Consider the following 13,148-nt stretch of genomic DNA (forward strand, 5'->3'; position numbering starts at 1 on the left):
TTTCTCAGCCTTTCATCAGGCCTCGATACCACAACCCGTCATCAGAAGATGTTGATCGGGTAATCCACGAACACACGTACTTCGTTACCGCTGACGTTGTACTCACTCGATTTCTGCGACACGCGCAGGATGGAGCTGCGCAGTTTCACGCTGAGGTCCTTGGCCGGGCCGCTTTGGACGACGTATTTGAACTGGTTGAAGATTTCGCGCTCGGTGCCGCCTTCGCTGGTGGAGGTGGTGATGTTGTCACCGCGCACGTAGGCGAAGTTGTAGCTCAGGCCCGGTACACCGAAGGTGCTGAAGTCCAGGCCGTAGCCCAGTTGCCAGCTGCGTTCGTCTTCGGCGTTGAAGTCGGACCAGTAGGAGTTGGCCAGGTAGATGGTGTTGCCACCGTCGCCGATGCGGTTCTGGTCTTTCTGGTAGCCGCCGTACGGGTAGCCCAGGTTGCTGTCGCCGGTGCTGCGCTGATAGCCCAGGGTGAACGAGTGCGGGCCGGTGGCGTAGATGGCGGCCAGGCTCCAGATCTTGTTGTCGTCGCCGGTGGCGCCGACGTCGCGCATGTAGGAATCATCCAGCTTGGTGCGGTAGCCGTTGAAGTCCAGGGTCAGGGACTGATCCTTGGCCAGCGGGAACACGTAGTTGGCGTTCACGTACTGCTTCTTCAACACGTCTTCGACGTCGGAAGCGTACAGCGCAGCCTTGAATTGTTCGGTGAACTGGTAGCTACCGCCCAACACGTTGATGGACTTCAGGCCACCGCTGTCATGGCCTTCGGCGCTCTTACGCGATTCGGCGGTGAAGCGACCGGCGTCCAGTTGCAGGCCCTTGATCTCTTTGGAAGTGATCAGGGTGCCGGTGTAGCTTTCCGGCAGCAGACGCACGTTGTCGTAGCTCAGCACCGGCAGGGCCGGCATCTGGTCGCCGTAGGTCAGCGTGGTGCTGGACAGGCGGAATTTGACGGCTGCGCCGGCCTTGGCCAGATCGTCGGCCGGTTGGCCGCTGTCACCTTTTTTGAAGAAGTCGATACCTTGTGCGCCGCTGCGGTCTTCGCTGCGCTCAAGGTTCAGTGCGTACAGACCGAAGGCATCCACGCCGACACCGACGGTGCCCTGGGTGAAACCGGACGAGAACGTACCGATGGCCGCTTGGCCCCACTCGGACTTATCGGCGTTGCCGTCTTTGAAATCACGGTTCATGTAGGCGTTGCGCAGCAGCACTTTGAGGCTGCTGTCTTCAACAAAACCCTTGGATTCGGCCTGGTCGTTAGCCATGGCCTGTGAAGCGCTCAAAATCCCCAGAGCGATCAGGCTGATTCGCTTGTTCAACATGTTGTTTTCCTTATTACGGGTTGAAACGCGCTGTGTCGAACTGCTGAAACGGCACTATCGCGCTCTTTTTTCATTCCGCAAACAAAAAAGCCCGCCCACGATGATTCGCGGCGGGCCTTTTTATTATTTTGGGGTTATGGCGGTCTGCCACAGGCGTTGGGCCGAATCGTAGCCGCGGTTTTAACGGTGTGTCAATTTCATGAATCGTCTGCAATTAGGCGAAAAACGTCTAAGAAATGATTTTACGTGGCAGAAAAAATCAATTTGCAACGAATATTTCATAAATCAAATGAAGGGAAACAGCCCAAACGTAGCAGTATCGACACAATTAGAAACAAACCTGAACAAGGGTTTATCAAGAATAATTAACGCAGGTAAATAACAAGCATTACCATTCGCGCCGTTCACGCTACAGCCCTAAAAATCCTACGGATGCGCTTTTCAATGCCTGCCCCTTTTCGCCTTCTGCCCTACACCAGCCTTGGGCTTTCTGCATTTCTGTCTGCCGGTTTTTCCTACGCTGCACCGACTACCCTGCCTGCCACAGCCATCAGCGCTGAAGCAGAAGCCGATGATCCACGCGTCAAGGAAACCAACACGGCGACCCGCACCAATACGCCGGTACGCTACGTTCCCCAGGCCATCGATTCGATCAAAACCGAGAACGTCGTCGATTACGGCACCAACGACCTGGGCACGGCGCTCAGTGGCATCCCCAACGTCAGCAGCGGTGCCGACACCCGCTTCGACAGCCTGCGCATTCGCGGCTTCGATGCCAGTAACGACTTCTATCTCGACGGCATCCGCGACGACAGCCAATACGTGCGCGACTTGCACAACATCGAACGCATCGACGTGCTCAAAGGCCCGGCAGCCGTGTTGTATGGCCGGGGCAGCCAGGGTGGGATCGTCAACCGGGTGAGCAAGCTGCCGGAGTTCGGGCGCCGCTCGACCCTCGAAGCCCAGGGTGGCAGCGATGATCTGCGCAGCCTGTACGCTGACCTCAGCACCGACCCTTCCGAGAACATCAGCCTGCGCCTGAACATGGGCAACATGGACCAGAACAGTTTCCGCGATGGCGTGAGCGGCAATCGCCAACTGTTCGCGCCGTCCATGAGCTGGCAACTGACCCCCGACCTGAACTGGCTGGTGCAGTACGAATACAGCCGCTACAACCGTACGCCGGATCGCGGTATTCCCGGGGTAAACGGTCGCCCGGCGGACGTCGGGCGCGATACCACCTACTTCAGCGATAATGATTTCATCGACGACAAGTCTCAATCCCTGCGCTCGAAACTCACCTATGAACTGAGCGACAACTGGCAACTGCGCCAGACCCTGGGTGTGTTCAAGCTCAACAGCGATTTCGACAACACCTATCAGACCGGCTACACCCCGGCGACCAACCGGGTTTCGCGGCAGCACTGGCAACAAGACCTGGCTACTCGTAACGTTTACAACAATGTGGAGCTGGAAGGCGGTTTCGATACGTTCGGCCTGGAACATCGCCTGCTGACCGGGATCGAGATCGGCAGCCAACGCCGCGACCCGACGCTGTACACCGCCGCCACCTCCGGGCCGGGCAGTTCGCCCGTCCCCTCTCTGGACCTGAACAACCCCAATCGCGACCTGCGCCACACTGGCCGCATGCAGGTCAGCAGCAGTTCCCACACCGAGGTCGAAAGCCGCGCGGTGTATGTGCAGGATCAGCTGCAACTGAACGATCAATGGCAATTGCTCGGTGGTCTGCGCTACGACACGTTCGACATCGAGTCGACCAACAAACTGCGGGACATTTCCGAAGACCGTGACAGCCATAGCACCAGCCCGCGTGTAGGACTGGTCTGGACACCGCTGCAGAATCATTCCTTCTACGCCTCGTGGTCGAAGACCTTTTCCCCGGTCGGCGGTGGCTTGATTGGCATCACGCCGGGCGCGGCCGGCAACACCAATGACCTGAGCCCGGAGCTGACCAAACAGAAAGAAATCGGCGTGAAGAGCGACTGGCTGGACGACCGCTTGAGCACCACCCTGGCGATCTACGAACTGGAACTCTACAACCGCCGTACCAGCGACCCGAACAACCCGACCATCACCCTGCTCACTGGCATGCAGCGCTCCCGCGGTATCGAGCTGACTGCCGCCGGCAAGATCACCGGCAACTGGTACGTGCGCGGTGGCGTGGGCGTACAGGACGCCACGGTCGAGAAAGACAACAACGGCTTTGAAGGCAAGCGCATCAGCAACGTGGCCAAGCACAACGGCAGCCTGTTCGTGACCTGGAAACCGGAAATGGGCTGGTACGCCGAAACCGGCTTGACCCTGGTGGGCGATCGTTACGCCGATAACCTCAACACCACCGTGCTACCGGGCTATGGGCGCTGGGACGCGCTGGCCGGGTTCCGGCAAAAGGATTGGGATTTGCGTGCGGCGCTGAACAACATCGCCGACAAGACTTACTACTCGTCGGCCACCAGTGCGGCGCAGATTCTGCCGGGGGAACCGCGTAGCGTGGTGGTCACTGGGACCTACAGCTTCTAAACACCAAGAAACCCTGTGGGAGCGAGCCTGCTCGCGATAGCGAAACATCAGTCAAAAAATCTGTCGACTGACACACCGCAATCGCGAGCAGGCTCGCTCCCACAATAGAAAGCGGTGGCCTCAAATCTATCGTCCATAAAAAAAGCGCTGCCATCCCGGCAGCGCTTTCGTTTGTTCAATCCGTTGTTTTTCTTCTTATCCTTCCATTACATCCCACAGCGCATCCAGCTCCGCTTCGCTGAATAAACCAGCGGGGTAGCGCTCGATTATTGTCCGGCGCGGATCAGTCTCGCTGATCGGACGCGTTCCATTGGACTTGAACCAGTGCGCCAGGATCTGGAGCGATTCACCATTTACTGCCAGGGGATGCAGCGCCCGCTCGCCCACTACCTTTACTTCGGCGTTCATTTCAGCGCTCTCTCCCGGTTTGTGAGCGGCTAACTTATCCAAGGTTTATGACAGAACGACTAAAGTTCTCCCCTCCCTGTTTTGCAACATGTGCAATACAAGAGCTATGCCAAGGTGTCTTGATTGTTGGGAAACCGATACAAAAAAGCCCGCAAACCTTACGGAATGCGGGCTGTATGCAAGGCGAGGAACGAAAACGTTTGCCTGATTTTTTTCACAATTAACTCAGGATGTTACGGGGTCACTCATTCCTTGTGTGGCGCAGGCTGCTGTTGGGTAAGGCAGTGAATGTTACCGCCACCCAGTAACAGTTCGCGGCCGGGAACCATGACCACTTCGTGCTGCGGGAACAGCGACTGCAGGATCTCCTTGGCAGGGCCATCCAGCGGGTCGTCGAAGCTCGGTGCAATGATGCCGCCGTTGACGATCAGGAAGTTCACGTAGGAACCGGCCAGGCGCACCGACGGATTACGCTCCTGGGTGCCATCCACCGGATCGACGCCCGCACACTCTTCCTCGGTCGCGTACAGCGGCCCCGGAATCGGCATTTTGTGCACCGTGAATGGGCGTCCCTTGGCGTCGGTGCTGCTTTGCAGCACTTTCATCGCCGCCTGGCAACGCGGGTAGTTCGGGTCCTGCGGGTCGTCGGTCCACGCCAGCAGCACTTCACCCGGACGCACATAGCAGCAGAAGTTATCCACATGGCCGTCGGTTTCGTCGTTGAACAAACCGTCCGGCAGCCAGATGATCTTATCCACAGCCAGATTGTCTTTGAGCACCGCTTCGATTTGCGCACGATCCATGTGCGGATTGCGATTGCGGTTGAGCAGGCATTCTTCGGTGGTGATCAGCGTGCCTTCGCCGTCGACGTGAATCGAACCGCCTTCGAGCACGAAGCCCTCAGTGCGGTAGCGCGGGCTGCGCTCGATTTCGAGGATCTTGCCGCCGACCTGGGAGTCACGGTTCCACGGTGAATACAGGCCACCGTCAAAACCGCCCCAGGAGTTGAAGTCCCAGTTCACGCCACGGACTTCACCGCTGTTATTGATGACGAATGTCGGGCCGGTATCCCGGACCCAGGCGTCGTCGCTGGACATTTCCACCACGCGGATGTTCGGCACGTCCAGGCGGGCACGGGCGTTTTCGTACTGGCCGGCGGATACCGCCACGGTGACCGGTTCGAAACGGGCAATGGCCTTGGCCACCGCAACGTGCGCAGCTTGCGCCGGTTTGCCGCCCAGGCGCCAGTTGTCAGGGCGCTCGGGCCAGATCATCCAGGTCTGGGTCTGTGGTGCCCACTCGGCCGGCATGTAGAAACCGTCTGCGCGAGGGGTGCTTTTCAAAGTGGTCATGTCGATCAGGACTCCAGGGTTCCGTCGAGGGTTTTCAGCGCGCCGTACAGGTTCGGACGACGGTCACGGAACGAGCCCCACGCGCTGCGGATGTGTTCGAGTTGGTCGAGGTCAAAGGTGTGAACCAGAATGCCTTCTTCGGTTTCATTGAGTTCCTGCACCTTCTCGCCGAACTGGTTGGCAATGAACGACGAACCATAAAAGGTAATGTCGTAGCCGTCTTGTTCTTCGTTGCCGATGCGGTTACTGGCGATCAGCGGCATCAGGTTAGCGCCGGCGTGGCCTTGTTGCACGCGCTGCCAATGGTCGCGGGACGAAATGGTCTTGTCGTGGGGTTCGCTGCCGATGGCCGTCGGGTAGAACAGAATCTCCGCACCTTGCAGCGCCATGCTGCGCGCAGCCTCTGGAAACCACTGGTCCCAGCAGATGCCCACGCCGATTTTCGCATAGCGGGTGTTCCAGACCTTGAAGCCGGTATCGCCCGGGTTGAAGTAGTACTTCTCGTGGTAGCCAGGGCCATCCGGGATGTGGCTTTTCCGATAAATCCCGAGGTTGCTGCCGTCGGCATCGATGATCGCGATGCTGTTGAAGCGCGCGCGGCCGGCCAGTTCGTAGAAGCTGATCGGCAATACGACTTGCAGCTCCTTCGCGACTTTCTGGAAGTGCTTGATGGCGACGTCGTTTTCAACGGTCGTGGCCAGTTGCAGGTAATCCGGGTTCGGCTTCTGGCAGAAGTACGGCGCTTCGAACAATTCCTGGATCAGGATGATCTGCGCGCCCTTGGCGGCGGCTTCGCGGACCAGTCTTTCAGCGACCTCGATGTTGCCCTCAAGGTCCCAGGAACAGGCCATTTGAGTGGCAGCGACAGTAACGTTACGGCTCATGAAGCATCTCCGGGCAAGTGCGTGACGGTCGGGCATGGTTCGACCACGCCCTGGCATTGGCGACTTTATATCCGATAAATATCGGTTTTAAAAGTTATAAATTAGCCTTTCGTCTTAAAACACGCACAAAACACAGATATTAATCGATATACATACCCAAAGTAGGAGCTGCCGCAGGCTGCGATCTTTTGACTTTGATTTTCAAGATCAAGATCAAGATCAAGATCAAGATCAAGATCAAGATCAAGATCAAGATCAAGATCAAGATCAAGATCAAGATCAAGATCAAGATCAAAAGATCGCAGCCTGCGGCAGCTCCTACATTGGGCCAGGGTGGTTACAGATCTTCGCTCAGCACCTTCGAAAGCATGTCCACAAAGAAATCCACGCTCTGGCGCGACGTCACCATCGGCGGCTTGATCTTGAGCACGTTCAGGTAATCGCCGGTCGGCTGCATGAAGATGCCCAGGTCGCGCAAGCGATTGCACAGCTCTGTTGTTTCCTCGGTCGCCGGCTCCAGGGTTTCGCGGTTGCGGATCAGCTCCACGCCCAGATAGAAGCCGGACCCATGCACCGCCCCCACCAGTGGATGAATATCAATCAGCGCTTCAAGGCGCTCCTTGAAATACCCGCCCACGACCTGAGCGTTTTCCCAGAGCTTTTCTTCTTCCATCACATCCAGCACCGCCATGCCGATCTCGCAACTGACCGGGCTGCCGCCGGCCGACGAGAAGAAATAACCCTCAGCCTCCAGGGCCTCGGCGATTTCCCGGCGAGTGATCACCGCACCCAGTGGCTGGCCGTTGCCCATGCCCTTGGCCATGGTGATGATGTCCGGCACCACGCCCTGCTCTTCGAAGCCCCAGAAGAAGTGACCCATGCGCCCGTAGCCGACCTGCACTTCGTCGGCGATACACACGCCACCCTGGGCGCGCACCTTGGCATAGACCTCTTTCAGGTAGCCCGCTGGCAGCGAGATACCGCCGGCATTGCCGTACACCGGTTCACAGATGAAACCGGCCAGCTGGCGTTTCTGTTCGGCGATTTTCGCCAGGTTGTGTTCGACACTGCGCACATAGTCCGGCGCGCTGTCCGGGCCACGGAATTCGCCGCGATAGGTGTTCGGCGCCGTCACCGGATGCACCCAGTCCGGGCGGCTTTCCAGCGCCCTGGGGTTGTCGGCGATCGAGGTCGACACCGCATCCGCGCCCACGGTCCATCCGTGATAAGCCTCCAGCACGCTGACAATGTCGCGCCCGCCGCTGTAGGCCCAGGCCAGGCGGATCGCCAGGTCATTGGCCTCGCTGCCGCTGTTGACCAGGAACACGCGGTCCATGGATTCCGGCGCCAGCTTCAGCAAACGCTCGGAGAATTCCGCCACGGCGGCGTAGTTGAATCGCGAGTTGGTGTTGAGCAGCGACCACTGTCGGCTGGCGACTGCGGCCATGCGCGGGTGACCGTGGCCAAGCACCGCGACGTTGTTGAGCATGTCGAGGTACGAACGGCCCTGCATGTCGATCAGGTGGTTGCGCCAGCCGCGCTCAATGCGCGGCGGGTCGACGTAATAGTGTTTTTGCGTGCGGGCGAAACTGGCGTCGCGACGGGCCAACAAGGTCTGCGCATCCAGCTCTGCCTCAGCGTCACAGGCCAGGCCCAGCAGCGCCGCCGGTGATGGGCATAGTGCCCGCCAGGCCGGTGCGCGGGTCGGCGTGCAGAACAGCGGCGCGTTGAACGATGCGTCCCGGCACAGTTGCACCCGCAACGGCCCGCTGACGGCGCCCAACACCTGGCCTTTGACCAGTGCGGCACCGGCATGCACCGCTGACGTCACGCCCCACAGGCGCACGCTCACTTGTGGGCCGTCCAGTTGCAACACACCGGGCGATGGCTGATGCACTACCCCGGCAAACGGCGCTTCGACGGTCGTGCCTTGTGGTACGCGCAATTCGACGTGTAACGGGCAGGTATCGGGTTCGATCGCGCTGTCCGGCAGGGTACGGGAAAGGCGGTATTGCCCGTAGCGGCTGGCCGCCAGGCCGTGAGCTGCGGCGGCTTCATCCAACAGGCGCTGGTCAATGCCTTCCTGTTCCCAATTACCGGCCTCGAAGTGCGGGCTGAGCACGCCCAAATCGATCAAGGCGAATTCACGTCCCACCAGGCTTGGTAGCAGCGGCGCAAATCCTTCGCTGACGATGCCCGGCAACGTCTGGCCGACAGCGCTCAGAATCGCGGCTTCCATCAGCGCCAGCGGCACCGAGGTCGCCACGCGGAAGATTTCCCACTCGTGGGTCAGGTTGTCTCGGCTATAGGTGTTGCCCGGATCGATGCTGACCTGCTGCTCGCCACTGAGTACCAGCACCGCCGCCCGGGCGACGATCAGCGGCCACAGCGCCAGCAACTCTTCGTGGGTCAGCGGATTGACCGCGTGATACGCCTGAACCGCCGGCAAAATGCAGAATGGATCGCCATCGCCGTGGTGCAGCAAGGCTGCGCAGGTCACCGACAGATCGGTGATGCGCCAGGTGCGCACCAGATCGCCGAAATCGATCACGCCCTGCAGTTGCCACTGACGCTCGGCATCGCGCTGCCAGACCACGTTATCGTCGGTGATGTCCATGTGAATGGCCTGCACCGGCAGCTTGTCCAACAGAGGCTGCAAATGGCATTCGGCTTGCGCTGCCGCTTCGGCGATCAGCTTGCGCTGGGCGTCGTCCTGGATGACTGGCAGCAAATGCGCGATCAATGCCTGGGCATGGCGCGCGTCCCATTGCAGCGTGCGCACCAGGCCGGGATGGTCGAAACCGGCCAGCGCCAAGTCCATCTCGCCACACAAGCGACCGAAACCGGCCACCACCGTGCGGTTGAAATGATCGAGGTGGGTCAGGGACTGGCCTTCGATGTAGTCGAGCAGGCGTACATGCACCGCCTGGCCGGCTACCTCCAGCGACAGCAGATCCTCACCGTTTTTTGCCGCGATCACACGGGGCACGTGGACATCAGGATGCTGCCCCAGATGCTTGAGCCCGGCATGCTGGGCCTGCAACTCCAGCGCCGAATAATCGCCGCGGCAGATTTTCAGGACGAAACGGCCCTGATCGCTGTCGACTCGGTAGTTCAAATCCTGCTGGCTGCCCAGGGCCTGCAATCTGCCGCCAAGCCCGTAATGTTCCTGCAACAGCTCAAGTGCTTGCTCCGCAGAGACCTGCGGGCTAGGCAAACTGGCGCGGTGAATCAAGGTGGCGAGCGGCATGGAACGGACCTCTTCAATGAAGGTGTTAAATTTATTAGGCGCCTATATCGCCACTGCGCGAGCCGATACGCAACCCCCCCCTTCACCGGCCTGATGAACAACCGACGGATATCAACGGTTCGCAGACTGCGCCCGCTGGCCTAGGCATAATGCGTCAGTACTCACAGGCGTTCGATGCACATGACTCAGACCCTTCCTCGCAGACCCCGCTGGCGCAGCCTGGCCCTGCTCGCGCTGTGCCTGGCGCCATTGCTGTGGCCGCTGGAGCATCTGGCCGAGCGCTATTACCGCAGCGAACTGGCCGGGCAGAATCGCCAGACCCTCGACCTCTACGTCGCCAACCTGCTGGGTACCCTGCACCGTTATGAAGTGCTGCCGCAGATTCTCGGCGACTTGCCGGCCCTGCGCGCCGTGCTGGGTGCACCGGACGATAGCGTCACCCAGGGCAACGCCAACCGCCTGTTAAAAAACATCAGCACCCAGACCGGGGCCGAGGTCATGTACCTGATGGACACCACAGGCAAGACCCTGGCGGCCTCCAACTGGGATAAACACGACAGTTTCGTCGGGCGCAATTTTTCCTTCAGGCCGTATTTCAGCGAGGCCATGGCCGGGCGTCTCGGGCGCTTTTTCGGGCTGGGCACCACGTCCGCCAAGCGCGGCTACTTCTTTGCCGCCGCCGTGCGCAATGGCGAGAAAATCATCGGCGTGCTGGTGGTCAAGGTTGACCTGGACCACACCGAGAGCCTGTGGGGCAAAACCCCGGAACAACTGCTGCTGACCGATCACAACGGTGTGGTCATCCTCACCTCGCGGCCGGAATGGCGCTTTCGCGCGACCCGCCCCTTGAGCGAAGACGAACGCAAGGCCATCAGCGCGATCCAGCCCTATCCGACCCGCGAACCCAAGCCCTTGAAGCTCAACCCCAATGCCTGGCTGACCCAGACCCAGACCATGGCGGAAACCGGCTGGAACGTCAGCATCCTCGCCCCACGAACCCTGATCGACCGCCCGGTGCGCACCGTGGTCGCGATTGGCGGTGCCACGCTGCTGGTGGTGATGCTGTTGCTCGGCCTGGTGATGCAACGCCGCCGTCATTACCTGGAACGAATCGCCTTCGAAGCCAAGGCCCGGCGTGAACTGGAAGATCGGGTCGCCGAACGCACCAGCGACCTGGAAGGCCTCAACCGCCGCCTCAAACAGGAAGTGCTGGAGCGCGAGCAGGCCCAGCAAGAGCTGGTGCGTGCCCAGGATGATCTGGTCCAGGCCGGCAAACTGTCGGCCCTGGGGACCATGTCGGCGAGTATCAGCCATGAGCTCAATCAGCCGCTGGCCGCCATCCGCAGCTACGCGGAAAACGCCGAAGTGTTGCTCGACCACCAGCGCACCGACGACGCCCGCGGCAACCTCAAGCTGATCAGCGAGCTGACCGGGCGCATGTCCTCGATCATCGCCCATTTACGCGCCTTTGCCCGACGTGATCGCCATGCCCCGGAAAGCGTCGCCCTGCAGCCGGCGCTGGACGATGCACTGGCCCTTTTGGCCAAGCGCCGACGCAGCATGGACGTCGAATTGATCCGCGACTTGCCCGCCGCGACGCTGTGGGTCGAGGCCGGGGAAACCCGCTTGCGCCAGGTGCTTGGCAATCTGCTGGCCAACGCCCTGGACGCCCTCACGGAAAAAGGCCCGCCGCGCAAACTCTGGTTGAGTGCCCAATCCAGCGCGGATGGCGTCACCCTGTACATTCGCGACAATGGCCCCGGTTTCTGCATGGAAGCCCTTGGCCGCGCCAGCGAACCCTTCTACACCACCAAGACCCGCACCCAGGGGCTTGGCCTGGGATTGGCGATCTGCGAGACCCTCATGCGCGCCTTCGGCGGTGAACTGTCGTTCGCCAATCACAAGGAAGGCGGCGCGTTGATTACTTTGAAACTGCGTGCAGGCGCACCGGGCGTGAGCCTGCAACCGTCCGAGGACCGAATTGCATGACCATCGACAATCGCATTCAGGTCGTGTTGATCGACGATGATCCGCACCTGCGCCAGGCCCTGAGCCAGACCCTCGATCTGGCCGGCCTGAAGGTGCTGTCGCTGGCCGAGGCCAAGGGGTTGGCCGCGCAAGTGGAGCGTGACTGGCCGGGTGTGGTGGTCAGTGACATTCGCATGCCCGGCATGGACGGCATCGAATTGCTCACCGAACTGCATGCCCAGGATCCGGAGCTGCCAGTGCTGCTGATCACCGGCCACGGCGACGTGCCGCTGGCGGTGCAAGCCATGCGCGCCGGGGCCTATGATTTTCTGGAAAAACCCTTCGCCAGCGATGCCCTGCTCGACAGCGTGCGCCGCGCCCTGGCCCTGCGCCGCCTGGTGCTGGACAACCGCAGCCTGCGACTGGCCCTGAGCGATCGCAATGAATTGAGCACGCGTCTGGTCGGGCAATCGTCGTCGATGTCGCGGCTGCGCGAACAGATCGGCGCCCTGGCGGCGACCAAGGCCGACGTACTGATCCTCGGTGAAACCGGTGCCGGCAAAGAAGTGGTGGCCCGGGCACTGCATGATTTGTCGAGCCGCAGGAACGGCCCGTTCGTGGCGATCAACGCCGGGGCGCTGGCCGAGTCGGTGGTCGAGAGCGAGTTGTTCGGCCATGAGCCCGGCGCCTTCACCGGGGCGCAGAAACGGCGTATCGGCAAGTTCGAATTCGCCAACGGCGGCACCTTGTTCCTCGACGAAATCGAGAGCATGAGCCTGGATGTGCAGGTGAAATTGCTGCGCTTGCTGCAGGAACGGGTGGTCGAACGCCTTGGCGGCAACCAGCTGATCCCGCTGGACATCCGCATCATCGCCGCCACCAAGGAAGACCTGCGTCAGGCCGCTGATCAGGGACGTTTCCGCGCCGACCTGTATTACCGCCTGAACGTCGCGCCACTGCGCATTCCACCGCTGCGCGAGCGTGGCGAAGATGCGTTGGTGCTGTTCCAGCACTTTGCCGACGAGGCTAGTGCCCGCCATGGCTTGCCACCCCACGAACTGCAACCGGGGCAACGCGCCCTGCTGCTGCGCCACACCTGGCCCGGCAACGTGCGTGAACTGCAGAACGCCGCCGAACGCTTTGCCCTAGGCCTGGAACTGGCGCTGGACAACAGTGAGGCCCAAGGCACCACCGGCACCCTGGTGGAACTGGTCAGCGGCGGCCTGAGCGAGCAAGTGGAAAACTTCGAAAAAACCCTGATTGCCGCCGAACTGGCGCGCTCGCACAGCTCCTTGCGCAGCGTCGCCGAAGCCTTGGGCATTCCGCGCAAGACCTTGCACGACAAGCTGCGCAAACACGGCCTGAGCTTCGCCGACAGCGGTGCCGCCAGCCACAGCGAAGAACTCGATTGAGCTAC

The 13,148-nt window shown here is 60.7% G+C and carries 8 protein-coding genes; 3 read left to right on the forward strand and 5 right to left on the reverse strand.

Annotated elements, in window-relative coordinates:
• Nucleotides 1–41: 41 nt before the first annotated feature.
• Nucleotides 42–1,328, reverse strand: coding sequence for an OprD family porin (locus ABTV29_RS29675; protein ID WP_433768056.1), 1,287 nt, complete (start codon nucleotides 1,326–1,328; stop codon nucleotides 42–44).
• Between the two features lie 444 nt (nucleotides 1,329–1,772).
• Here ABTV29_RS29675 and ABTV29_RS29680 point away from each other — a divergent pair, with 444 nt between their 5' ends.
• Nucleotides 1,773–3,869, forward strand: coding sequence for a TonB-dependent receptor (locus ABTV29_RS29680; RefSeq protein WP_433768058.1), 2,097 nt, complete (start codon nucleotides 1,773–1,775; stop codon nucleotides 3,867–3,869).
• Between the two features lie 195 nt (nucleotides 3,870–4,064).
• On the opposite strand, the gene ABTV29_RS29685 is transcribed toward ABTV29_RS29680, so the two are convergent.
• The 4 genes from ABTV29_RS29685 to ABTV29_RS29700 all read right to left on the reverse strand — a co-directional run bounded on the left by ABTV29_RS29685 (nucleotide 4,065) and on the right by ABTV29_RS29700 (nucleotide 9,763).
• Nucleotides 4,065–4,277 (reverse strand): hypothetical protein, encoded by a 213-nt coding sequence (locus tag ABTV29_RS29685; RefSeq protein ID WP_110965847.1) that lies wholly within the window; start codon nucleotides 4,275–4,277, stop codon nucleotides 4,065–4,067.
• A gap of 245 nt (nucleotides 4,278–4,522) precedes the next feature.
• Complete coding sequence (gene aguA / locus ABTV29_RS29690; protein WP_433768059.1) at nucleotides 4,523–5,629, reverse strand: agmatine deiminase; 1,107 nt, start codon at nucleotides 5,627–5,629, stop codon at nucleotides 4,523–4,525.
• 5 nt (nucleotides 5,630–5,634) lie between these two features.
• The gene (gene aguB, locus ABTV29_RS29695) at nucleotides 5,635–6,513 is read right to left on the reverse strand and encodes an N-carbamoylputrescine amidase (protein WP_433768060.1); all 879 of its coding nucleotides are present in this window, start codon (nucleotides 6,511–6,513) and stop codon (nucleotides 5,635–5,637) included.
• 337 nt (nucleotides 6,514–6,850) lie between these two features.
• Nucleotides 6,851–9,763 (reverse strand): aminotransferase, encoded by a 2,913-nt coding sequence (locus tag ABTV29_RS29700; RefSeq protein ID WP_433768061.1) that lies wholly within the window; start codon nucleotides 9,761–9,763, stop codon nucleotides 6,851–6,853.
• Between the two features lie 180 nt (nucleotides 9,764–9,943).
• Here ABTV29_RS29700 and ABTV29_RS29705 point away from each other — a divergent pair, with 180 nt between their 5' ends.
• Nucleotides 9,944–11,752, forward strand: a complete 1,809-nt coding sequence (locus ABTV29_RS29705) for a sensor histidine kinase (RefSeq protein WP_433768062.1) — start codon at nucleotides 9,944–9,946, stop codon at nucleotides 11,750–11,752.
• Nucleotides 11,749–13,143, forward strand: coding sequence for a sigma-54-dependent transcriptional regulator (locus ABTV29_RS29710; RefSeq protein WP_433768063.1), 1,395 nt, complete (start codon nucleotides 11,749–11,751; stop codon nucleotides 13,141–13,143). Before ABTV29_RS29705 ends, ABTV29_RS29710 begins: the two co-directional genes overlap by 4 nt.
• Nucleotides 13,144–13,148: the final 5 nt, after the last annotated feature.

The sequence above is a fragment of the Pseudomonas putida genome, from assembly GCF_050989985.1.
Lineage (GTDB): Bacteria > Pseudomonadota > Gammaproteobacteria > Pseudomonadales > Pseudomonadaceae > Aquipseudomonas > Aquipseudomonas putida_AI.